Origin of the sequence: Flavobacterium sp. ENC, from assembly GCF_020991415.1 — a bacterium.
GTDB lineage: Bacteria > Bacteroidota > Bacteroidia > Flavobacteriales > Flavobacteriaceae > Flavobacterium.
Map to the genome: position 1 here is coordinate 369,650 of NZ_JAJMOY010000001.1, position 24,324 is coordinate 393,973.

At 33.7% G+C, this 24,324-nt stretch carries 16 protein-coding genes and 1 tRNA gene; 14 read left to right on the forward strand and 3 right to left on the reverse strand.

Annotation, left to right across the window (positions count from 1 at the left end; translation table 11 throughout):
- Positions 1-680 precede the first annotated feature (680 nt).
- Genes LPB89_RS01500 through LPB89_RS01530 form a run of 7 tightly spaced genes read left to right on the forward strand, consistent with a single transcriptional unit; the run spans position 681 to position 8,313 of the window.
- Entirely contained in the window at positions 681-1,490 is an 810-nt protein-coding gene (locus LPB89_RS01500; RefSeq protein WP_230699959.1) for a type IV toxin-antitoxin system AbiEi family antitoxin, read from the forward strand.
- The gene (locus LPB89_RS01505) at positions 1,487-2,278 is read left to right on the forward strand and encodes a nucleotidyl transferase AbiEii/AbiGii toxin family protein (RefSeq protein WP_230699960.1); all 792 of its coding nucleotides are present in this window, start codon (positions 1,487-1,489) and stop codon (positions 2,276-2,278) included. Before LPB89_RS01500 ends, LPB89_RS01505 begins: the two co-directional genes overlap by 4 nt.
- Before the next feature lies 1 nt (position 2,279).
- Positions 2,280-3,947, forward strand: coding sequence for a restriction endonuclease subunit S (locus tag LPB89_RS01510; protein WP_230699961.1), 1,668 nt, complete (start codon positions 2,280-2,282; stop codon positions 3,945-3,947).
- Positions 3,934-5,514: an AAA family ATPase gene (locus tag LPB89_RS01515; RefSeq protein ID WP_230699962.1), complete on the forward strand. Its 1,581-nt coding sequence runs from the start codon at positions 3,934-3,936 to the stop codon at positions 5,512-5,514. Before LPB89_RS01510 ends, LPB89_RS01515 begins: the two co-directional genes overlap by 14 nt.
- Positions 5,511-6,308, forward strand: coding sequence for a hypothetical protein (locus LPB89_RS01520; protein WP_230699963.1), 798 nt, complete (start codon positions 5,511-5,513; stop codon positions 6,306-6,308). Before LPB89_RS01515 ends, LPB89_RS01520 begins: the two co-directional genes overlap by 4 nt.
- Positions 6,309-6,319: 11 nt before the next feature.
- Entirely contained in the window at positions 6,320-7,789 is a 1,470-nt protein-coding gene (locus tag LPB89_RS01525; protein WP_230699964.1) for a class I SAM-dependent DNA methyltransferase, read from the forward strand.
- A gap of 29 nt (positions 7,790-7,818) precedes the next feature.
- A complete protein-coding gene (locus tag LPB89_RS01530) occupies positions 7,819-8,313 on the forward strand; it encodes an AbiV family abortive infection protein (RefSeq protein WP_230699965.1) in 495 nt (164 codons plus the stop codon).
- 188 nt (positions 8,314-8,501) lie between these two features.
- Here the strand turns inward: LPB89_RS01530 and LPB89_RS01535 are convergent, their stop codons facing one another.
- Positions 8,502-9,167, reverse strand: coding sequence for a GNAT family N-acetyltransferase (locus LPB89_RS01535; protein ID WP_230699966.1), 666 nt, complete (start codon positions 9,165-9,167; stop codon positions 8,502-8,504).
- Between the two features lie 392 nt (positions 9,168-9,559).
- Here LPB89_RS01535 and LPB89_RS01540 point away from each other — a divergent pair, with 392 nt between their 5' ends.
- The 4 genes from LPB89_RS01540 to LPB89_RS01555 all read left to right on the forward strand — a co-directional run bounded on the left by LPB89_RS01540 (position 9,560) and on the right by LPB89_RS01555 (position 20,827).
- Positions 9,560-10,465 (forward strand): hypothetical protein, encoded by a 906-nt coding sequence (locus LPB89_RS01540; RefSeq protein ID WP_230699967.1) that lies wholly within the window; start codon positions 9,560-9,562, stop codon positions 10,463-10,465.
- A gap of 261 nt (positions 10,466-10,726) precedes the next feature.
- Positions 10,727-11,713, forward strand: a complete 987-nt coding sequence (locus LPB89_RS01545) for a hypothetical protein (RefSeq protein ID WP_230699968.1) — start codon at positions 10,727-10,729, stop codon at positions 11,711-11,713.
- A 201-nt stretch (positions 11,714-11,914) separates the two neighbouring features.
- Positions 11,915-16,762 (forward strand): RecQ family ATP-dependent DNA helicase, encoded by a 4,848-nt coding sequence (locus LPB89_RS01550; RefSeq protein WP_230700540.1) that lies wholly within the window; start codon positions 11,915-11,917, stop codon positions 16,760-16,762.
- A gap of 372 nt (positions 16,763-17,134) precedes the next feature.
- Complete coding sequence (locus LPB89_RS01555) at positions 17,135-20,827, forward strand: YecA family protein (protein ID WP_230699969.1); 3,693 nt, start codon at positions 17,135-17,137, stop codon at positions 20,825-20,827.
- 819 nt (positions 20,828-21,646) lie between these two features.
- On the opposite strand, the gene LPB89_RS01560 is transcribed toward LPB89_RS01555, so the two are convergent.
- Positions 21,647-21,928, reverse strand: a complete 282-nt coding sequence (locus LPB89_RS01560; RefSeq protein ID WP_370635436.1) for a hypothetical protein — start codon at positions 21,926-21,928, stop codon at positions 21,647-21,649.
- A 274-nt stretch (positions 21,929-22,202) separates the two neighbouring features.
- Between LPB89_RS01560 and LPB89_RS01565 the strand changes: the two genes are divergently transcribed.
- From LPB89_RS01565 to map, 3 genes are all read left to right on the forward strand, one after another.
- Positions 22,203-22,676, forward strand: coding sequence for a YcxB family protein (locus LPB89_RS01565; RefSeq protein ID WP_230699970.1), 474 nt, complete (start codon positions 22,203-22,205; stop codon positions 22,674-22,676).
- 130 nt (positions 22,677-22,806) lie between these two features.
- Positions 22,807-23,169, forward strand: a complete 363-nt coding sequence (locus LPB89_RS01570; RefSeq protein ID WP_230699971.1) for a ketosteroid isomerase — start codon at positions 22,807-22,809, stop codon at positions 23,167-23,169.
- Between the two features lie 40 nt (positions 23,170-23,209).
- Complete coding sequence (map, locus tag LPB89_RS01575) at positions 23,210-23,974, forward strand: type I methionyl aminopeptidase (RefSeq protein WP_230699972.1); 765 nt, start codon at positions 23,210-23,212, stop codon at positions 23,972-23,974.
- Between the two features lie 197 nt (positions 23,975-24,171).
- Here the strand turns inward: map and LPB89_RS01580 are convergent.
- Positions 24,172-24,245, reverse strand: a tRNA-Asp gene (locus tag LPB89_RS01580).
- Positions 24,246-24,324: the final 79 nt, after the last annotated feature.

Sequence of the window (24,324 nt, forward strand, 5' to 3'; positions counted from 1 at the left end):
CTATTGACATTCTGAAAATAGTGCATTGGCCTTCAGAAAGTAAAAAAAGGTCATTCCCTTTCATTTTAAAGCAAACATCATCGATGCAATGCGTACCTTCGGCTTTCGGGAACCATAGGATTTCGTAATAATTGTGGCGATGCGGTTCACTCGTAACAGGGTACTTTTCGGGATGGTACGCGATATGGAACTGGTCTTTATAGACTACAGTCCTATTCACATGGTCAACGCGAACTATTTCCTGTTTTTTTCATTTGGCATAATTTCCTTGGTAAAGGTAACGATTATTCACAGACATTTAAAAGCTAAACTATGGTTTCATATATCAAGGATTTCGTCTCTTTTACCTATAAGTGATTGACATCTAATCTGCTTTGCCATTGCCCATAGATTCACTGTTGCTACTCCTAAGATATAAGAGCGTCAATCAATGCCTTTTGCTTAACCATATAGGCTGTAATTGAAGAAGTTCTAAAGAATATCTTTCAGACAGTTATAGAATAAATAAAACTTCAAGTTGATGAACAAATTCATGAAGTATAATAAATACTTTACTTGCTATAACTAATGACGGTGGTGTATATGAATATTTACGAACACAAAATGCTGATATTAATAGAGAAATATTATATTTGCGTAACACTACACATTGTGTAGTAAATAGCAAACAAAATATATACATGTCTGAAGCTGTTGTTACATATAATTATCTTGATGAATATTTAGATGAATTAAGGTCTAAAGGAAGATATGCATTTACATTAGACGAAGCTAAAGAAAGATTTCCTGTATCTGATAAGGCACTTAATCAAAACCTGTACCGATTAAAAAAGAAGAAGAAGATTGTTCAGGTCAGAAAAGGTTTTTATACATTACTTCCTGCCGAATACTCACATCAGGGAATAATCCCGGTAAATATGTTCATCGATGACATGATGAAGGCATTGGGGAAAAATTATTACGTTGGGCTGGTTTCTGCCGCCGCACTTCATGGTGCTGGACATCAGCAGCCAATGGAAACGTTTATAATTACCGAAAGACCGGCACTCCGGGATATTAAAAACAAGAAGCTGAAGCTGAATTTCTTCATCAAAAATGAATGGAATAAAGAAGATGTCAACGAAATCAAAACTGAGGCAGGTTATATGAATGTTTCATCTCCTGAGCTGACGGCTTTAGATTTATTATACTATGCTGAAAGTATTGGTATGAATAGGATATTGACTATTCTTGAAGAATTAGTAGAGGCAATAAGACCTACCAGCTTAAAAAAGACCGCAAAATACTACTCCCAAACTGCTGCAATACAAAGACTTGGATATCTTTTGGAGGTCGAATTAGAAAATGAAAAATTAGCCGAAATATTATATAGAATAATTGCAGATAGAATAGGCGTAAATATTCCGCTTATGCCAGGGAAAGATAAAATTGGCGAAACAAATCCCAGATGGAAGATTATCAGGAACGTTGAAATCGAAAGTGACCTATGATACCAAGGCGATATATACAAGAATGGAAAGCAAATGCGCCTTGGCCGGATGATTCTCAGGTAGAGCAAGATTTGGTAATAGAGAGGGCTTTAGTCGAAATATTTTCCGATCCCTTTTTAAGTGAGCATCTTGCATTTCGCGGTGGTACGGCTTTGCATAAGATATTCTTAAAGCCACAGGTCAGGTATTCAGAAGATATAGACCTGGTACAAATCAAGGCTGGCCCTATTAAGCCGATACTGGAAGAACTGGGGAAAGCACTGGCATTTTTGGGAATGAAAAGAACAACAAAGCCGCGGGCGCACAACAACACGGTCGTTTACAAATTCGAAACAGAAATTGCTCCGATTATTACGATGCGCTTAAAAATTGAAATCAATTGCAAAGAGCATTTCACGGTATTAGGATTGCAAAAAGTGCCGTTCGAGGTAAAAAGCGGTTGGTTTTCGGGTCAGTGTGAAATCAATACTTACCAGTTAGAGGAATTACTCGGCACAAAAATGCGGGCGTTATACCAACGCCGAAAAGGACGTGATCTATTCGATTTAGAACATGCATTGGCAAATGTGAAAATTGATGGTGATAAGCTCATTCATTGTTACAAAGAATACATGAAGTTTTCTGACGGTGAACCACCAACACAGAAGATGTATATCGCCAATATGGATTTGAAGATGAAAGACGACGAATTCATGCAGGATATTTATACGATCCTTCGCCCTGGTGTAGAGTATGATAATGTTGCAGCTTATGAAGTTATAAAAAAAGAATTATTGGAGAAAATTTAAGATGAATAAAGAAACTACTTTACCTACACTCTGGACTTCAGCAAAATTAGTTGATATTTCACATATTAATATGGGACAATCACCTCCATCAAGTACATATAATACTCAACAAATCGGGTTGCCATTTTTTCAAGGAAAGACGGAATTCGGCAGCTTTTACCCGAATATAAATAAATATTGCTCAGAGCCCTTAAAAATTGCGGAAAAAGATAATATTTTAATTTCTGTTAGAGCGCCTATTGGCCCTACTAATATTGCACCTGAAAAGTCATGCATAGGTCGCGGATTAGCAAGTATCAACGGATATGGTGGTATACCAAATCGGTTTATCTTATATTATCTAAGATATATTGAAAAGGATTTAGTAAATCTTGGGACAGGATCAACTTTCCAAGCAATATCAAAGAAAAATTTAGAAGATTTGTTGGTCGTAGTACCACCCCTTTCAGAACAACATGAAATTGTTGAAAAGATAGAAGAACTTTTTAATGAATTGGATTTGGCTGAAAAAATGTTTTTAAAAATTCAAAAGAAGATTAAAATTTATAAACAAGTTATATTACGAACGGCTTTTAATGGAGAATTAACTCAAAAAGAAAGAGACGCAAGCTTATCAACTTCCGCTTTCGATTACCTAACAGAAATTGCAAAAAACAGAAAAGATAAATATGATCAAGCGCAAAAAACTGGTAAAAAATTAAAGAAAGATTTCGATTTCGAATTTGACTACAATCCTAATATCTCACGGTGGGCAATTGCTAAGCTTGACAAGTTAATTTCAATCAATGCTAGAGTTGGCTGGAAAGGTCTTAAAAAAGAAGAATACACAAAAGAAGGCCCATTATTCCTTTCCGTACATTGCTTAAATTATGGAAAGTATGTTGAGTTTAAAGATGCATACAATATCACAGAAAAGCGTTATGAGGAAAGCCCAGAAATAAAATTAGCTGTCAACGATGTTCTATTATGCAAAGATGGGGCAGGCATTGGAAAAATAGGAATTGTAAAGCAATTAAACGAAAAAGCTACGATAAATTCATCTTTAGCGATAATACGCGGAAAAGAAGCTTTTTTACCGGACTACCTATATTATTTATTTCTTGGCCCACAATTGCAGGCGCTTGTTAATGAACGGATTTCGGGAAGTGCAATTCCACACCTTTTTCAAAAAGACATTCGTGAGTTCAGATTAAATGTTCCTCCTCCAGAGGAACAGCAACAGATTATACATGAAATTGAATATAGGTTTACAATTGCAGAAAAGCTGGAAGAAATAATTTTATTAAACCAGAAAAGGATTTCAACTTTTAGAAAAAAAATATTGCAGAATGCTTTTTCCGGTCAGCTAATTACTTCTGATCCAAATGGAGAAAGCGCAGAACTATTGTTACAGAAAATTGCTTTAGAAAAAACCGAATATTTTAAGAAGCAAAAACTGATTGAGAAGCAAAAACCAGTAAAAAGGAAAATAATGGTAGAAAAAAAGACAATAATTGAAATATTGAAAAGTTCCCAATCTCCTATTTCGGCTGAGGAAGTATGGTTACAATCAGAGCATAAGGACAAGATCGAAAACTTTTATGCTGCCTTAAAGCTAATTCAAAATGATATAATTGCAGTAAAAAAAGGTTCTCAATCACTTTTATCCTTAAAACATGAGAATAGATAAAGTCCATATAAAATCAACATTTAAAAATCTTGACAATTTCGAAATTGATTTTGATGAAACTTCAATGGAAACTGTTTTGATTGGACTAAATGCTACCGGCAAGTCAAATTTTTTCGAAGCATTAGTAATAATTTTTCGTGATTTAGATTTAGAACGAGACCCCGAGCCAGCATTTACTTATTTTATAAAATATAAATGTAAAACTTATGATATTGAGGTTTCTTTCTCCACAACTACAGGATATTCATTTATTGTAGATAATGTGAAATTACGCTCTAAAAATGAATTTTTTAAAAGCAAAGATGATTACCTGCCACGACATGTATTTATATATTATTCAGGAACAAGTGACAGGTTAAAGAATCTTTATTCGGAACATGAAAAAAGATACTATTCTGAGATAATTAAGGCTGATGCTAAGTATGAAAAGTTTGACAGAATCAGAAGAATTTTTCTATCACAAAATATTCACGCTAGTTTCGCTTTAATCGCATTTTATATGTTTAAAGAACGGGAAAGTGAAACTATACAATTTTTAAAGGACGAATTGAAAATTCACGATTTTGGCTCTGCATTATTTGTCTTAAAACAACCAGCTTGGTCTAAAGTCAAAAAAGAAACTGATCAATTTTGGAATGCTAAAGGATTAGTTAGAAGATTTATAGAGGATCTATGGCTTTTCTCGTTAGCACCAATTTATCATGAAGAAAGAATTAGCACAAACTATAAAAAGGCAGAAAAGCTCAATTTGCTTTACCTTTTTTTGAGTGATAAAGAAAGCTTCCAAAGCTTAGTCGATTTAAAATATTCCGACAAAATACAACTTTTTAATGCCCTAGAGAGCATACACATCTCGGATCTATTACATGATGTGAAAATTAAGGTATGGAAGGAAAACGTTGACGGCGAACTTGCAATGGGCGAGCTAAGCGAAGGTGAAAAACAACTTTTAACCGTGCTCGGACTATTAAAATTCACAAAAGATGAAGAATCATTAATCTTATTAGATGAACCCGATACTCACCTTAATCCAATGTGGAAGTGGAAATATTTAGATTATATCGATCAAGTTGTTAAGCGTCCAGAAACTACTCAAATAATTTTTTGCACTCATGACCCTTTAGTCATAGGTAGTTTACGAAAAGAGCAGGTTAGAATTTTTGCAACAGATAGTGAAGGTAAAACTATTGTTGAAGAATCTGAAGTTGATCCGCGTGGATTAGGTGTAGCAGGAATTTTAACAAGCGAGATATTTAAGTTACCGACTACATTAGATTTACCAACACAAGAACTTTTAAATCAACGTAATGAATTAGTTTCTAAACAGTTTGTTTCTGAACTCTCTAGTGAAGAACAACTGAAACTACAAGAGATTTTCCAGATATTAAATCACGACAAGGGTATTAATATGACATATAGGGATCCATTATATCAAAAATTCATTCAAATTGTGGGAGGCATGGAACAATTTAAAATAGACTATGACACAACACCTGAACAATTAAAGCAACAAAATGAGATTGCATTGAAGATATTGGATAAGATTTATAAAGAAAGCAAGCAATGAGATATATAGCAATTGAAGACAATAAACCAGAGGCTGCTTGGCTAACTAAAGCCAATGGTCTCACGGGAAAATTATTAGCTGCAACGACTGACGCCGAGCGATTTTTACTAATTGAAGGGAACGAGAATGTGTGGAAAGAAATTAAGCAATTTCTTCGTGACCTAAATTATGGGAAGTGTTGGTACTCAGAATCTAAAGATGATAACTCCTATATGCACGTTGATCATTTCCGGCCTAAAAAGCGTGCAATGGGTATAGACAAAAAAGATTATGGCGGTTATTGGTGGTTAGCTTTTGAATGGACTAATTTCAGATATTGTGGAAGTATTAGTAACGTTAATAAAAGTGATAAATTTGCAGTTGAAAAGAATAAAGCAAATTGCAATACAGATCCTATAAATGATGAGTTGCATCTTTTTTTAGATCCCTTAAAATTAAAAGATGTTCAGAAGCTGACTTTTGATGAGGAAGGTAAAGCAAAATCTTTATCAAACAATAAAGCTGACTGGGATTATCGAAGAGCAGATTACACAGTTAAGTCGCTAAAATTAAATGATGGTGGGTTATTAGATGCTAGAAAGAAAATTTGGCATGACTGCGCAACATTAATTAATAAAATCGCAGAGCTATTAAAGGAAAATCAAACTATAATAAGCATTTCTAGAGAACAAGAAATCGAAGATAAGATGAAAGAATTAGAGAAGTATGTTCAGAAAGATGCTGAATATTCTGCAACCGCACAATCTTGCTGCATTACTTCTGGATTCATTTGGGCAATGAGAATAGCCGCTTAAAAAATTAAATTATGTCTACAAATACATTAGTTGCGAAAATTTGGTCATTTTGTGACACCTTAAGAGATGATGGTGTTAGTTATGGTGATTACTTGGAACAGATTACATACTTGTTATTCTTAAAAATGGCTGATGAATATGATGATCCACAGTATAAGAAAAATTTTAAAATTCCTGAAGATTGTAATTGGCAAATCTTACTTAACACTGCTGATGATTTACTAATTAGTGTGTATAGTGATAATTTAAAAAAGCTTAGCGAATCGGGCGGAATGTTGTCCAAAATATTTAGTGGTGCTCAAAATAAAATCAACGACAGATATAAATTACGAAAATTAATTGATCTGATTAACGAGGAGAAATGGATAAGTGAATCGGTAGACATTAAAGGTGAGATATATGAATCTTTATTGCAGAAAAATGCTGAAAGTAGTGGCGCAGGACAGTATTTTACACCACGTCCCGTTATTGAAGCAATGGTAAATTGTATTCAACCGTTACCTAAAGAAAAAATAGCTGACCCATCTTGCGGTACAGGAGGATTTTTCCTAGGGGCACTAAACTATATCCATGAAAACAACTCAAAATTAACTGAAAGTGAAATTGATTTTTTAAGGTTTAAGACGTTTCACGGATGGGAAATAGTTCCTTCAACAGCAAGATTGTGTTTAATGAATTTGTTTCTTCACGGCATTGGCGATTTGCAGAAAACTCCGGAAATTGAAGTTACGGACAGTCTAAAAAGTACATTGTCTGATAAAGTGAAAATTGTTCTAGCCAATCCACCATTTGGTAAAAGTAGTAGTGACGTGCCAACAGTAGATGAAAAGCTGGCCGAAAAAGAAGGATATTTTTTAAGAAAGGATTTTTGGGTGACGACAAGTAATAAACAACTTGCATTCTTGCAGCATATTGTTACGATGTTAGATGAAGATGGCAGAGCCGCAGTAGTATTACCAGACAATGTTTTATTTGAAGGCGGTGCTGGTGAAGTGATCAGGCAAAAGATGCTTCAAGAATTAAATTTACACACGATTCTTAGATTGCCAACAGGCATTTTTTATGCCCAAGGAGTTAAGGCTAATGTGTTATTTTTTGATAAGAAAAAAGCGTCTGCAAAAAATGGAACTAACGATGTTTGGTTCTATGATTATCGAACTAACATTCATCATACACCGCGCAAAAATCCTTTGACTTTTGAGAGTTTAAAAGATTTTATAAACTGCTACAATGCTTCGGATATAATTAAAAGGAATGAAACTTGGGGTTCGGAAAATCCAGAAGGACGTTGGAGAAAGTACAAGTACGATGAAATTGTGCAAAATGAAAAAACCAATCTCGATATTTTTTGGTTGAAAGACGAAAATTTAATCGATTTAGATAACTTGCCCGATCCTGACGATTTAATTGATGAAATTGTAAATGACCTTGAAAGCGCACTTTTGAATTTTAAAACCATAAAAGAATCGTTAAGCGAATAAATCAAAAACATTTGAAAATATTGTAATCAATGAAAGACACTTTCCTCAAGTTCAGCGGAGCAGATTACATAGATGGTGCATGCCTAACCTTAGAAAATGCAAAAAATCACTTTCTGGCGGCGGAAACATTAAGTAACCAAAACTTACACGGTATTGCAATTTCACTATTGATATTATCAAGCGAAGAATATATAAAATCCTTGATACTTTTAAATCTAAGCGGTGACGATAATTTTCTTGATGCCAAGGAAAAAGAAGAACTTTTCAAAAATCACAAATTCAAACATAAAAACATTGCAGAATTATTTAAGTCAATAACAGATTCAGCGGCAGAAGATTTTGAGGCTGGATTTTTTGATAGATTTGTGAATAATATTGATCCACTGACAAAATTTTCAGTTGATGGGTATTACATGAACAAAGTTTTTCAACAGATTTCGCTAAGCGATGATGATTGTAAACTTCTTCTCAGTTGGCTGGATAACGCTAATGAAATAAAAAACCAAGGTTTTACCTGGGTGTAACTGACAATTGGGAAACACCGGCAAGATTTACTTTAAATGAATTCAACGAATCTTATCGGATAGTGAAAATTCTTAAAGATGTAATAGAGCCTATATTTACGCTTCCTCTTGACGACGAACAATTATTAAATTATTTAAACAGTCGGAATATAATTGATTATACAGGATTCTACTTTGAATTTTCGATCTTAATTAGTTCTGCTATGAAGGAATAATTCCGCATTTCGAATCTCTGCACTATTGTCTTGGCTCTGTTGTTTCCATAATGTTTGCCATGTTCCAGGGTTATCATCTTGAAATTTCTTCCTTGCATTTATAACCACGTCAATTTGGTCAATATATTCATCATCGACAGAAATTATATCTCCATCATCCGTATAACCATAGTACATACAGATTTGTGTTTCTTGTTGCATAAAAACCACAAAACCTAATTTTTCATAAACTGGTACTCGATTGGCAAAACAGGTCAAGGATATACTGTCATTTTCTCCTTTTAAAATATTCATCATGTTTTTAAGAATGCCCTGCTTGCGATATCGACGGTCAACTATCGTACTGATAATGGCAATATCTTTAGCACTCGTTAGACTTCTGTGATATAAAATATAGCCGACAATTATTCCATTATATTCTGTGGTTAAAAGATGCGTTGCTCGTGCTCCAAAATCCCCTAAACGTACTAAGTACGTTCTTGTTTTCATAATTTCACGCATCATTAGATATTCAAATATGGGGCTCTGTCGTTGAAAAACATTTACGCTGATTAAATTAGCGTCTTGCGCCACTAAATTTAAAATTTGAAATGTTTGCTCATCGGAAATCTCATGTGAGATTTTATTTGTTGTGTACATTTTATTAAAAGTATAAGAACTACAAAAGTACGCGAAGATAATAACGTACAAACATATATATTTCAGACAATATCAACCTCTCTAAAAATGTCAAAACCGGTATGAGGTGTTCGATTGCCTTCCCTGACATTCCACAGAAAGACAAGTACAACCACTAGAAGACAATCACTTTAATTTCCTAATGCATTTCACAATTGCTAGCCTAGTTTTTACTATTTCAAAAAATAAATTTTGATTGACTAAAAAATGTCAATCATATTGTTCTTTTTGTGTAGTATTGTAAAACCTTACGCTTGATCAACTAGAGCATATACATCTATCAAGAGGTAGATATGCGCTATTCAGTAGCGGGTATATATAAATTGGCGGTAATTTCTAAAAAACGATAATCTATGGCATCAATTTTCAATTTCCAGTTTGGAAGTTTTTCAGAAAGTTCTCCTAGCTGGTTTGATTGGCTTTCATTGTTTGTCAGCACAGCGAGTATTTTTCTTGCATATTATATAGCGAAATGGATTTACAGCAAAGAGAAAAGGGATAAAAAAAAGGAAAATGAAACGTTAGTAAAATCAACTTTTCAGCTTTTTAAAAATAATCTGAATCAACTTAATGCAGCTATAAAAGCTCAAAAAATTAGCTTAGAAGAATATCACAAAGAGAAAAATTTTAAGTTGACTTTTCACCCAGATGTTCAGGTAGATTTTTTACAATTTATTGATGTAAAATCTTTGTATGAAAAAGTTGGATTTGGCAATGAAGAGGCTATATCAAATATAAACGATTTAATGTCTAATTTATATCGCTTGTACGATTTCAGACAATCCTTGAGAAGCGAAGTGCGTGCGTATCTTGAAAAATATGGTTTTTTCGAATTACGGTTTTATAGTTATAGGCAAGTACTATATTCTAAATACTTCAAACTTTGTAATCGCCGGGGAAAAGATTTCATAATTGAAAACAATACAAAAAAATGGCGATTTGAAGACACTGATATTTTTATGAGAGAATATTCCACTCTTAGAGCAAACATATTGTTAGATAAAGAAATAATGGACGAAAGCGGTTTGAAAGATCGTGGCCTTTTAAACGAAAGATTTCTAGTTCCATTAATTAATGAGATAACATTTAAGTATATTCCTGAAGATATTGATGCCATCGAAATTAATGATGTAGCAAATGAAGCTCACAATGCATTTAATGATATGGAATATATTACCGAAAAACATTTTTCAACAATAGAGAGCTACATTCAAAATCTAGAAGGAATAAGTACAAAAATTGAAACTTATTTGGCATAAAACTTCACTCAACAACATTTATATGAATTGCTGATTTTCAGGCAACAGAAACATTATTTTTCCTAAGTTTGTCTTTATTAGCTGAAAATACTCTGCTCTTTTTCCGCAACTTCGCATACACGCGAAACGTAGTCAAATCATATCCACGAACTAAAAAAAGAGCCTAAACCCATATCGTTTTCAATTTTTGAATTTATAAATTAAGTCAATGCGAAACTATCAATAGTGTAGGGAGCCTGATTATCAAACAGAAATATTTGAATGAAAAAAGTAATTGACTATAAAGGTACATTTCAAATTTCTATTCCTCCTACCTGGAAATATTGGGTAATGGAGAAAGACGTACACAGCTTTGAAGAAAATGATAATGTAGGAGATTCAGACTGCTTTCAATTTTCTATCAGCCCCTTAATAGAAGATGAAAAGAAAAAATTAGTAGATTTATTGGGGTATCTCCCGCCGACTCAAATGGGTGACTTTGACTGTCGCAATTATAATGATACGATTAAAGATGGATATGTTAGTAAATCCTGGTCTACAATCTATGGTACAGACCATATTTATTTTACCTATACCTACTCGACAAATCCTGAAGATGGATTCGATGAAGGCTTATTATCTGAGAAATTGAAAGTGGTGTATAGTTCCATTGCGTCAATTTATCTAATTGAGGACAGCGAACGCGAAAGGATACTGACGTCTTATCGATTTGAAATGTTTTTACAAGGTATTGGGGCAACAGACTTATTGATCCGCAAAGCTATCGAAAACAAAGCTTTCTTTGAAGCAACCTGTCTTTTTGGTAATCAAATTGATTCATTGTTGCGCATTGGAATTATTCTAAAAAAGCAAATCCTGAATAGTAATGACCTAATTGAACGAGAATGGATATATCAAGGATCCAACGATAAGAAAAAATCTGAAAAAGACATTTATAAAACAGCATTGTCCCTCGAAGTTATTACAGACACGGTTTATAAATTGTTGTTTAATTTATATGAAGATCGTAACCGTGTTATTCATAGGTCTATTATAAGTGAAATAACACTTGCAGAAGTAGAACAGATAGCGTACCAATATTATTTTTTAAGAGAGGATATCAAAGTAACTATTGACGATATAGAAACAGAACAGTTAAGATTGAATGTTGGGATGACTATCACCTATGAAGAGGATATGGGGAATAAATCTCATCACTTAAAAGATGTATTAGCCAAAATAGGTACCTTGAGTTATTTTTTAGAGTAGAAAAAATGCCAGCATCAAAATGGAAATTTATTAAATATTATCGCAATATTTTATATTAAATCGCGTCAGATTAAATTTATTGAAAGACACTGTAATAAACTAAGAAATTACGCTAAATTAGCTTACTATCATGCTCGCTATTAAATATTTGTGAACTTTATAGCCAGATAGATAAACAAAACCATAATCTTGTTGAGCTTAATGCTAATAGATGAACAAAATAATACCCGTTTAATTACATTCATTGACACCGAAATTGAACCAAACAAAGGTAAAATACTTGATATAGGTGCAATTAAACAAAACGGCAGTCAATTCCATAAAGCATCTTTAGGGGATTTTGTCCAGTTCCTCAAAGGCGACGATTATGTGTGCGGGCATAACATTTTAAATCACGATATAAAATATATAGGTAAGGCAATTTATGATGTTGGTATTAACTCTCAAAACATAATTGATACTCTATACCTATCCCCCTTACTATTCCCCACAAAGCCCTACCATGCATTATTGAAGGATGACAAACTTCAGACGGAAGACACAAACAACCCGTTAAACGATTCTATCAAGGCACGAGATTTATTCTATAGTGAGGTTGCCGCTTTTTGGCAAGCGGATGAACCCCTTAAAGAAATCTTTTACCTTCTTTTAAATTCCACAAAGGAGTTTGGTGCATTTTTTAAGTTTGTAAATTACAGGAGTATCAACCCTAATACAGAAGCTCTGGTTAGATTAAAGTTCCGTAACGAAATTTGTGAATATGTAGATCTAACCAAAATGATAGCTGAACATCCTATTGAATTGGCCTATTGCCTGGCATTGATTAATTCATTTATAACCCATAAAACGGTTCACTCCATTACACCTCCATGGGTTCTAAAGAACTTCCCTGAGGTAGAGCGCATAATGCTATGGTTACGAAGTAAACCTTGTATAACCGGTTGTAATTACTGTAATAATGCCCTTGACATCTACAAAGGATTAAAAAGATTCTTTGGTTTCGATTCATACCGGACTTATGATGGTGAACCGCTTCAGGAAAAAGCTGTAAAGGCAGCTGTGAATAACAAGTCGGTACTGGCTGTTTTTCCAACAGGTGGTGGAAAATCAATTACATTTCAGGTTCCGGCACTTATGAGCGCTGAAAATTCAAAAGGATTGACCATAATAATTTCTCCGCTTCAGTCACTAATGAAAGACCAGGTTGATAACCTTGAAAAGAACGGAATAACTGAAGCTGTTACTATTAACGGACTATTAGATCCGATTGAAAGAGCCAAATCGTTTGAGAGGATTGAAGATGGTTCTGCTTCTATTTTATACATTTCTCCTGAGTCGCTTCGCTCAAAGACTATCGAAAAGCTAATTTTAGGGCGGAAAGTTGTCCGTTTTGTAATTGATGAAGCACACTGTTTTTCATCATGGGGACAAGATTTCAGGGTCGACTATCTATATATTGGTGATTTTATAAAATTAATTCAGGAAAAGAAAAGCCTTGAAGATACCATACCCGTGTCCTGCTTTACTGCAACGGCAAAACAAAAGGTAATTGAGGACATACGGGATTATTTTAGTGAAAAGTTATCGCTGGATCTTGAAGTTTTCACTTCAAAAGCGTCAAGGACTAACCTTCAGTACAAGGTGTTTGAAAAGCAAAATGAAGAAGAAAAATATTTGACTGCGCGGGATTTAATTGAAGAGAAAAACTGTCCAACGATTATCTATGTGTCCCGAACGAGAAAGGCTTATCTGCTTGCTGAAAGGTTAGCAAATGATGGTTTTAGTGCAAAACCATACCATGGCAAAATGGATAAGCAGGAAAAGACCGAAAACCAGGATGCCTTTTTAAATGGTGAAACGCAAATTATGGTGGCGACCTCTGCTTTTGGTATGGGGGTTGACAAGAAAGATGTGGGCTTGGTCCTTCATTACGAAATCTCAGATTCACTTGAAAACTATGTGCAGGAAGCAGGGCGTGCAGGCAGGGATGAAAATATTTCAGCTGATTGTTTTGTACTATTTAACGAAGAAGACCTAAGTAAACATTTTATTCTCCTGAACCAGACTAAGCTTTCCATTAAGGAAATCCAGCAGGTGTGGAAAGCGATAAAGGACATTACACGATTTCGTTCTAAAGTATCCAACTCTGCATTAGAAATCGCCCGTAAGGCAGGATGGGATGACAATGTTATAGAAATAGAAACGCGTGTAACTACCGCAATTGCAGCCCTTGAAGACGCAGGGTATTTAAAACGTGGACAGAATATGCCCAGGGTATTTGCTAACAGTATTTTATCTAAAAATGCCCAGGAAGCTATTGATAAGATAAGCACTTCCGAAAAGTTTGAAGAAAAGCAAAAAGAACAAGGCGTACGTATTATAAAAAAACTCTTTTCAAGTAAAAGCAGAAAGCAGACCAATAACGAAACTGCCGAATCAAGGGTAGATTATATTAGCGATCATTTGGGTATTGTAAAAGAAGAGGTCATTAATGTGATAAACTTGCTGCGTGAGGAGAATATTCTGGCAGATGCAAAGGATCTGACCGCATTTATAAAGAAAGTAGACAATAAAAATCGTTCACTTTCCATTGTAGAGACATACAGTAAAATTGAAAACTTTTTACTTCCGATTTTCAAAGAAGAAGAAAGTATTTTTCATTTGAAAGAATTGAACGAGGAGGCAGAAAAAAATGGTTGTGAAGGTGTAAATACCAATAGGCTGAAAACAGTAATTAACTTTTGGTCTATTAAAAACTGGATTAAGAGGAAAAACTTAGAACATTCTAAAAATCACATTGCTGTATACTACCTTCAAAGTAAAGAGCAACTAAAAGATAAGCTTGAAAAACGGCATGAGCTTGCAAAATTTATCGTTGAATTTTTTTATGATAAAACTATCACTGAAGCTATAAAAGATCAGGAAGATAAAGATGAGATTTTGGTGGAGTTTTCAGTACATGAGCTAAAAGCTGCTTATGATAATAGTTTCAGCCTTTTCAAAAAAGAAATAAGCATTGATGATATTGAAGATACGTTGTTCTATCTTTCACGAATTGAGGCAATAAAGATAGAAGGTGGTTTTCTTGTCGTGTATAACCGCTTAACCATTGAGCGAACCGAACAAAATAATAAAAAGCAATACACTAAAGAAGATTATCAAAAGCTCAACCAGTTTTACGAAAGCAAAGTCCAGCAAATTCACATAGTAGGCGAATATGCCCAAAGAATGATTACCGATTACAGGAATGCACTTCAGTTTGTGGAAGATTATTTCCAACTCAATTATAGTTCTTTCTTAAACAAATATTTTAAAGGTAGCAGACAAAATGAGATTAAGCGAAATATTACCCCTTCAAAATTCAGACAACTGTTTGGGGAACTGTCCCCTACACAGTTGAAAATTATTAATGATAACGAAACACAGCATATAGTTGTTGCTGCCGGTCCAGGCAGTGGAAAAACAAAGGTGTTAGTCCATAAACTGGCTTCGCTCCTGTTAATGGAGGATGTTAAGCATGAGCAGCTATTAATGCTGACATTTTCAAGGTTGGCTGCTACCGAATTTAAAAAGCGTTTATTAAAACTGATTGGCAATGCCGCAAACTTTATTGAGATTAAGACATTTCATTCTTACTGTTTTGATCTTTTGGGTAAGGTCGGCACTTTAGAAAAATCGACAGATATTTTAAACACTACGGTTGAAAGAATTAAAAATGGCGATGTTGAGACCAGTAAAATTACAAAGACCGTTTTAGTTATTGACGAAGCCCAGGATATGAATGCAGACGAGTTCGCTCTTATTAACGCATTAATGGAGCAGAATGAAGAAATGAGGGTTATTGCTGTGGGAGATGATGATCAAAATATTTATGAATTTAGGGGCGCGAGTTCTAAATATCTTGAACAGTTCATTTATGACAACAAGGCCATAAAACATGAATTGGTTGAAAATTACCGTAGTAAAAGCAATCTGGTTACATTTTCAAATCAATTTGTCCGACAAATTCATCACAGGTTAAAAGAAACACCGATTATTGCTAATCAAACTGATAATGGAAAGATCAAGGTTGTTAGGCATCAAAGCAATAATCTGATTACGCCTCTTGTAACTGATATAGCTAACGCAGATCTTTCTGGAACCACGTGTGTACTCACAAAAACGAACGAGGAGGCTATCAAAGTTGCTGGACTGCTTTTAAAGAATGGCATTAAGGCAAAACTGATACAATCTAATGACGGTTTTAGTTTGTATAATCTTGTTGAAGTCCGGTTTTTACTGGATAAAGTAGATTTGGGAGCTGATATTTACACAATCAGTGATGAGGTTTGGGACAATGCTAAACGAGAGCTACTCAACACCTTCCGTAACAGCAATAAATTAGAAATCTGCCTGAACATCATCAAAGATTTTGAAACCACTAATCCTTACAAAAAGTATAAATCTGATTTAGAAGTTTTGATCCGAGAATCTAAACTGGAGGATTTTTATAATGAAAATGGCGAAACAATTTTTGTGTCGACTATTCATAAAGCCAAGGGTAAAGAGTTTGACAATATATTCCTTTTACTTGAGCACTTTAATATAGCTACAGATGAAGCTAAGCGACAACTGTATGTAGCAATGACAAGAGCAAAACGCAATCTATATGTGCATCTAAACGCAGACTATCTCAATCATTTAGCAGCGGAAAATCTTGAACAAATCGACGATTTTGAAACTTACAATACACCTGATAAAATTGCTATACATGCAACCCTGAAAGATATCTGGTTAGACTATTTCATCAACAAACAGGTTTTAGTTTCCCAACTGGTCTGTGGAGAAATATTATATATTAAGGGTGATGAGTGCTTAAATTCAAATGGGCAATCTGTGTTGAAATTTTCAAAGCTACTCATTAAGAAAATTGAGGAAATGGAGTCAAAACATTATAAATTGAGAAGTGCGAATGTGAATTTCATATTGTACTGGCTTAAGGAAGGAACTTCGCACGAAATCAAAATAATTTTACCTGAGCTTTATTTTGAAGCTATTGAGTATAAGTAAAATATAGCACTAAGGATTAATAATGCTAGCCAAATTAAAAATGATGCCCCCCAACATCTATTTTTTTACAAATCTTCCGCAAAAAATCCAGTATTTACCTTTCCGACCTTACTTTTAAATATTATATAGTTATCTCGCTCAAAAGCTTCAAATCTTCCAGCAAATGGTTTGAGTTTTGCAATATCTGGTGTACAACTCTAAGAGCTTATTTACTTTATTTAAAAGCGAATAAGCTTTTTTTTGTTTTAGTAAAATGCCCATTTTACCCTATTTCCAATTTCTAAACAATTTGTAATGTAATTGAATCTTAATTGTTTTCAGTTAGCAACATCATTTTTATTGTAAATTTATGAGCTAACTAATACAATCAAAATGAAGATTGGAAGAAATGATTTATGTCCATGTGGAAGTGGTCAAAAATATAAAAAGTGTTGTATAAATTCAGATACGACATTTTCGACAGATACTTTTCAAAACTACCTCAAAACACATGATGCTTCTGAATTATTGAAGATGATTTCTTTAATTCAGTTATTACCGATAAACCAATCCAAACTCATCAGATTGGAAAGCATTCAAGATTTAATTTGCTCAAACTTTGAAACAGGTGGTAAAGAAATAGATTATAATTCTGTAAAGCGATTAATTGGCAAAGACTATCCTGATGATTATAGAGAAGACCCTGCTGAATCATGTGGGACGGAAAATTTTATGTTTTTCAATGGCAATAATATTGTATTTCCCGGAATAGCTAAAGATAGCACACCAATTAACCAATTACTCTTAAATTCAATATTTGCTTGGGAAAATGATTTATCTGAAGAATTGAAACTAACAATTCGTGACGGAGCATATTTTATGCTGTTTATTCACAACATGATTGCTGAGCGGATAGGGCTTAAAAGATATCTATTTGAAGATGATTGGAGAGGTGAAATTTATTTTCCAGAAAGTAGCTTCGTTAATATTCATAAAGGTTTGTTTGAGTTTACAAGAGAAGATATTGAGGAAATTTATAAAAGACTGCATATTGAGGAAGATGTCATACAGCATTTTGTAACCACCCAACAGGAACTGATTAAAAACAAAGGGGAAGATACAGTATTAGTAAAAAAGCCCTTTTTTAAGTTTGAAGATAAATTTTATTTAGCATTGCCTTCTGCGCAAATGTACAGTCTAAACCTTTTTATTAGAAAGCAAATAGAATCGAAAGACCAGATTGAAGTTTTAAATTCATGCTATGAAAAAATGGTTTTAAATGAGTCGCATAAATATCTCAATGTTATGTGGGAAAGTGTTGATTTGGGTGTGGAATTGAAAAACTATGAATCATTGTGGCAGATGGATGCCAACAAATATGCCTACGTTAGATTTATTTCAAAACATCAGGATGATGATATAAAAAAAAGGGCAGATTCAACTATAGCTTTAGCTAAAAAGAGGATCAATAACGAAGAAACCGAATTTCTTTCAGTAACTATATTCGCACATTATGAAATAGATGAAATCCATACTTATCCCATTGAGTATCTAAAAGAAACCAAGTACCAAATTGCATTTAGTTTTTTTGACTTTGAGCGCATTTACAATCATTGGAAACCAGACGAATTAACTTTATGGAAATATGCCAAAGCTGAAGAAAGAGCAGATAAAGCTAATCTAAAAATGATGCCTATATTTTCGATATTAGCATATTTTCAATGGTATAAAAGAAATCATGACTCATTTTTTCCAACAGATGATCCAGCCCCTAACATGGTGAGTTTTGATTTTAGTACTCAAGCGAAAATAATTGCCGAATCTGCACAAAAAAGTGATAAGCATTTTGTAATGCAAGTTGAAAATAAAATCGGAGATAATTCGGAAGTTAAACTTAGGCACCTACCAGTGATTAAAACAAAAGATTATGCGCCAATTTATACGTCTGAAGAAATATTCAACAGAAAATTACGCAAAGTTTTAGAAGTTTATTCTTTTCCGATTTGGTTTAGCTATGATGAGAGTGTTGGGATAGTAGGCAGCAATTTTATTGAATCTATGATTTATTGGCTAAATGAATTTGCCGAGACTTTGAGTCCATACTTGGCAAATCTGGGCAATCTACCAATTGAATTTATATTGTCATTTGATGAAAGACTAAAATCTTTTCTGATATCAGGATTTGAGATTGAAAAGGGCGTAAAGATTAATGTAAAATATGAAGCTGATACGTACTTAAGAAAAATAAAACTAAAAATACCTATTGAAATATTTTCCGCTTTACATCGAAAGGATAATTATGGGGAACAAATTTTAATGGATACTATTTTAAAATCATTCATTGTTTTACAGCATGGTTATGGACTGAGAGAATTTAGTCAAGAAGAAAGAGAGAGATTCTTAGCTTCTCAAATGCCTCTCAACAGTAAAAAAATGCTGCTAACTTCTCATAAAGCAAATGACTTCAAAAGATATGATAGATATATTCCTAAACCAAGATATATACAAGATGCTGATGTCTCGGTTGTGCTTGAGAGTCAAATTAAATGGATGAATCTTTCATATCAAGTTCCTGAAAAAATTAATGCTGTCGATAAAGTTCCTTTCTTAAGTGAATTGATAAATACATTGACGAATAAGTTAAAGGAATGTTTAAATAATTATAATGCAAAAGAACTTCTTGTCGATTTAATGTTAAGACATGAAGCTATTATCCAAAGCTCTAGTAACTGGGACTTAGATTTGCCAGCGAGAATAAAATGCTTTGAAAAGTATCAAGATGTAATTAAGGAATATAGCGAAGATTACAACAATGTGGTAAAAGCTTCACATTCTTTAAGAAGTTTAATAGAATATGTCGTAGCAGAATCTCCTGCAGGCAACAAAAAAGTAAATATTGATGATGTTGATTTTTTATTGGCTTTAATTAATGAGATCATCTTTTATGGAACTACCAGAGATAGTATTGCGTTAGGGATAGATAATCCCGAAATGGGATTGCTTCCATCAGGGCGATTAGGGATGAATCATGATTTTCACGACACAATTTTGGCAGGTTACAAAGATTCAATAATCTTAGATGAGATTCAAGGTATTAACGAAGATTTCGATAGTCATTTTCAAAATGATGACCAAAATTCCGAAATTGATATAGAAAAAGAAGCTTACTACGACAAAATTACAAATGTGTTTCAAACAGATTTAGGAATAGACTTTTATCAAATTGGCATGATTGCAGAGTTCATGGCAGGTTACTGCTTTTCGAAGGAAAGTTCTTGGTGGTATTGTACCGAAAATGAATTCATAGATTTAGTAATGTCAAATTCAAATCTTTCAAAGGCAGAAATACAAGCATTTCTATCTTTTACTCAATTAGAATCTAGAGGTAAGATAGAAAATGTGCCAGAAGGACTTCATGCTAAAGAAACGTGGATTTGGCGATTTAACAGAAAACTATCCTACATTCGGAGACCAATAATAAGATTAAAACAAGGAGATTCTGAGGTCCTTATATGGAGTGCAAGACACTTGATAATGGCTTCAGATAACTTAAAGGCAATATTTTATAATGGAACATTAAAGGTTGATGAAGTTAGACACCCAAATATAGCAACACTCATAAATGAGCGATTAAATATAAAATCAAAGGAATTTAGAAATAAAGTTTTAAAGTGGTTTAAAAACACCCCACTGCAAGTTATAGAAAATGAAATTAGAATCAGAAGAAGTGTTTTCCCTAATGCTGACAGAGACTATGGCGACATTGATATTTTAACTATTGATAGCAACAAAAAAATGGTTTATTTGATTGAATGCAAAAATACCAAGCAGGCTAAAGTTATGTATGATTTTCATTTTGATTCTAAAAACTATCTTGAAAAGCAATTGCCAAAGCATATTAAAAGAGGTGAATTTATATCTAATAATTTAGAGCAACTTTCTGAAAAAGTAAATATAGATTTAAAAGGATATACTGTTTCTCCAATTGTAATTTCATCATATCAATTGCCAGTGAAATATTTACATGACATAGAAATTCCAATTTATTCATTTCAAGAAATTAAACGTGAAAAACTTTTTGATTAACCAAAAGACATTATATGGAAAGCAGAAAGTATGAACTTCTTGGAATACAGCAATGATTTTGAACTGCAATCAAACATACTTAGTTCAATCTTTATTTCATTAGTTGGTTTTCCCTGAAGAAATTCAAGGTTTCATTTACAATTTATTCAATGATCCAACCGATACAAGAAAAATAGATTATTCTCTCATTTTTTGCTAATAAATCTTTTATATGTATGGGAGAAATCCCATATTATTTGATTTTAAAACGAAAAATATTACACTCGATAATAATGAAATCTTACATCATCAAACATACTTTTTAGATAGACTCAAAACTAATTTATGAGCAATGCTTATCAATTTTAGATACCTTTAATCGGCTCTTTTCTAAAGCATCTCACTCAAAAGCCTCAAATCTTCTAGCAAATGGCTCGAGTTTTGTACTATAAGGTGCACTGAAAAAAAGCTTCTGAGAAATCAGAAGCTTTTTTGTTTTAACACAGTTTGTCATTCCGAGGAACGAAGGAATCGCATGCGCTGAGCACACACTGTTGTCGAATACTGGATGAGATTCCTTCGTTCCTCGGAATGACAAGCGATTTTCAAAACCACGTCCAGATAATAACAACTATAATTATGGATATAATCAGCATGACGCAGTTGGTTTTCTGATCTTTTGATTTGTCGTTATTGCACCAGTGGCAGACTTTACCAATAAACGATGTCTTTTTTCCGCAGTTGCTGCATTTCATCTTAGTTGTGGTTTTGATTAATAATCCAAAACTAATTTATAACGATGATTTTGTTTTACGGTTTTCCGTATCCTTCAGACCTTGCTCACTCCACCTCCAGATAAGGATCTAAAACTTCCGCTAATCTATGCAGCCAGTAAAAATTACTTTCAAGATGGTTTAGTTCAGGTTGTACGGTTTCGCATCCACTCATTGTACATAGAGAAAGCGTATAATTGACTTGCCGTATGGTTTTTGCCATATCTTTCGGATCAATCGTGTTGCTAAAAAATTCAGTTAGTCGTTTGTCAACTTCTTTTGAAAGGTTTTCTGTAGTCATAATTTTACAATTTAAATCATTGCAAAAATCAAGAGAATTTTCTTTCATTTGGACGCATATATGAGTGCAACTCTAATTATTTTTTTCGTATGCAAAATTGATTTCGGCTAAAGCCTTTCACTTTCAAACACAAAAAACCTCCAGTTAAAACTGGAGGCTATACATTTATTATTAGATTTGTTTATAAATAACAAATTATCCTCAGATAATGCAAATGTCAAAGTCTCAAAAATAGAGTTATCAATATTGTATTAGCGGCGGTAGTTTTTCTTATTTTTTTCTTTAGTTATAAAACCCTAAATCTAATTTTCACTAACATCAAATGATTAAAACCAAAAAATTCCATCTCACGAAAAAAGAATATTTATCTTTTCTTATTAGAATTTTATTAAAAAAACGATGGTGGCTGTATTCTTTTATATTGTTCCTTTCTGTGGCAATCTTATTTAAGGATCAGAAAGATTCTTCCGATATTTTTATGATTGCCTTTGGGTTTCTTTTACCGCTAGTAACATTATTTCAATATTGGAGATTTGCAAATTCAAAGGAAAACGAGATTTTTTTTAAAGAAACACAATATGAAATTTTCACGGACAAAATTATTTCTAACATGGGAGAAGTCTCTGAAGGTACAATTGCCATAGGGAGCTTCATAAAAGCTTTAGAACTAAAAGGTCTTTATCTTTTATATATTTCAAAAAGTCAATGTTTCTATTTTCCAAAACGAGTTTTTGAAACTCAAGAAGATGAAAATTGGTTTAGAAAGGAAGTGTTTTTGAAGATTAAAAATAAATAAATTTCGGCTAAAGCCTTTCTTTTCGAGCATACATAACCTCCAGTTAAAACTGGAGGCAATTCATTTATTATAAATATCTTTAAACTTTTATCAGGATTCTTCGGGAAATAAAAACTCTTAATCAAAAATTATGGCAACAGAATTTCAAAAAGTAATCGAAAAGGCTTACGGAGCTTTTAACGACAGGAACATACAGGCCGCTCTTGAAACCATGCAGCCTAATGTACAATGGTCAAAGGCCTGGGAAGGCGGCTACATTAGCGGTCATGACGAAATAAACGCCTACTGGACCAGACAATGGAAAGAAATTAATCCGAAAGTATATCCAACTGAATTTAACGAAAGACCAAACGGAAGCCTTGAAGTTGTGGTGCATCAAATTGTAAAAGATCTGGAAGATAAACTTATGTTTGACGGAAGCGTTAAGCATATTTATACTTTCGAAGACAACCTCATCAATACAATGGATATTGAATTGGTAGAAGAGCAATAGAACTTTTATCTTTGCATACTTTATTTTAAAAAAAGGAATCATGTCAATTACAACAGAATCAGAATTAGTTGGAATGCAAAAAGCCAGTGACGCTGTTGCTTTCACTTTAAAAAAAATGAGAGAATTTGCCAAACTGGGAATGTCTACCAAAGAATTAGACGATTATGGCGGACAAATCCTTAATGAAATGGGCGCTAAATCGGCTCCATATTTAACGTACGGTTTTCCGGGATGGACGTGCATCAGTGTGAACAATGAATTTTGTCACGGCATTCCATCCGAAAAAAAAATATTGGCCGAAGGGGATCTGATTAATATTGATGTTTCGGCAGAATTGGGCGGATTTTGGTCCGATAACGGAGGCTCGTTTGTGATTGGTGCCGATGTCAACCAGCACGAAAAACTGATTGAGGCTTCGAAACAAATTTTACACAAAGCCATACACAATATAAAAGGCGGTGTCCGCATTTCGGACATCGGTTTTATCATGGAAACCGAAGCCAAAAAAAGAGGCTACAAGGTGATTAAAAACCTAACCGGCCACGGTATCGGAAGAAGCCTTCACGAAGCCCCGCACGAAATAGCGAATTACAGGGACAAATTTAACCTGACCCGATTTAAGAAAAATTCGGTGGTTGCGATAGAGACTTTCATTGCCACCACCTCAACCTATGCCGAAACGCTGCAGGACGGCTGGACGATGGTCGGGAACAAAGGCGGTTTTATGGCACAACACGAACACACAATTGTAGTTACCGACGGCAAACCGATTATACTAACGGCCATGAATGAAATCTGGAATTAAATTTCAAATGTTTTAAAAATGCCAAATTCCAAAGCTGGGTAGTAAAGATTTAACCGCAAAGAGCGCTATGATTTACGCAAAGGTTCGCAAAGTGATAAATAAACTTTGCGAACCTTGCGTTTTTCTCCTTGCGAACTTTGCGGTTAAATATAAAAATAAAAAAGCCTTTCCGTTAAGAAAGGCTTCTTCCAATATTGCGGTCTGGACGGGACTCGAACCCGCGACCCCATGCGTGACAGGCATGTATTCTAACCAACTGAACTACCAAACCAACTGCGTTATTGTGAGTGCAAAAATACAATAGAAGTTGGGTTTTGCAAGGTTTTTTTCGTTTTTTAAACAAATAAAAT

Excerpts from the sequence above, each read along its gene's own strand:
- LPB89_RS01565 (WP_230699970.1), top strand. The coding sequence starts at position 22,203 with ATGATTAAAACCAAAAAATTCCATCTCACGAAAAAAGAATATTTATCT.
- LPB89_RS01500 (WP_230699959.1), top strand. The coding sequence starts at position 681 with ATGTCTGAAGCTGTTGTTACATATAATTATCTTGATGAATATTTAGAT.
- LPB89_RS01550 (WP_230700540.1), top strand. The coding sequence starts at position 11,915 with ATGCTAATAGATGAACAAAATAATACCCGTTTAATTACATTCATTGAC.
- LPB89_RS01555 (WP_230699969.1), top strand. The coding sequence starts at position 17,135 with ATGAAGATTGGAAGAAATGATTTATGTCCATGTGGAAGTGGTCAAAAA.
- LPB89_RS01525 (WP_230699964.1), top strand. The coding sequence starts at position 6,320 with ATGTCTACAAATACATTAGTTGCGAAAATTTGGTCATTTTGTGACACC.
- LPB89_RS01540 (WP_230699967.1), top strand. The coding sequence starts at position 9,560 with ATGGCATCAATTTTCAATTTCCAGTTTGGAAGTTTTTCAGAAAGTTCT.
- LPB89_RS01520 (WP_230699963.1), top strand. The coding sequence starts at position 5,511 with ATGAGATATATAGCAATTGAAGACAATAAACCAGAGGCTGCTTGGCTA.
- LPB89_RS01535 (WP_230699966.1), bottom strand. The coding sequence starts at position 9,167 with ATGTACACAACAAATAAAATCTCACATGAGATTTCCGATGAGCAAACA.
- LPB89_RS01570 (WP_230699971.1), top strand. The coding sequence starts at position 22,807 with ATGGCAACAGAATTTCAAAAAGTAATCGAAAAGGCTTACGGAGCTTTT.
- map (WP_230699972.1), top strand. The coding sequence starts at position 23,210 with ATGTCAATTACAACAGAATCAGAATTAGTTGGAATGCAAAAAGCCAGT.
- LPB89_RS01515 (WP_230699962.1), top strand. The coding sequence starts at position 3,934 with ATGAGAATAGATAAAGTCCATATAAAATCAACATTTAAAAATCTTGAC.
- LPB89_RS01510 (WP_230699961.1), top strand. The coding sequence starts at position 2,280 with ATGAATAAAGAAACTACTTTACCTACACTCTGGACTTCAGCAAAATTA.
- LPB89_RS01505 (WP_230699960.1), top strand. The coding sequence starts at position 1,487 with ATGATACCAAGGCGATATATACAAGAATGGAAAGCAAATGCGCCTTGG.
- LPB89_RS01545 (WP_230699968.1), top strand. The coding sequence starts at position 10,727 with ATGAAAAAAGTAATTGACTATAAAGGTACATTTCAAATTTCTATTCCT.
- LPB89_RS01560 (WP_370635436.1), bottom strand. The coding sequence starts at position 21,928 with ATGAAAGAAAATTCTCTTGATTTTTGCAATGATTTAAATTGTAAAATT.
- LPB89_RS01530 (WP_230699965.1), top strand. The coding sequence starts at position 7,819 with ATGAAAGACACTTTCCTCAAGTTCAGCGGAGCAGATTACATAGATGGT.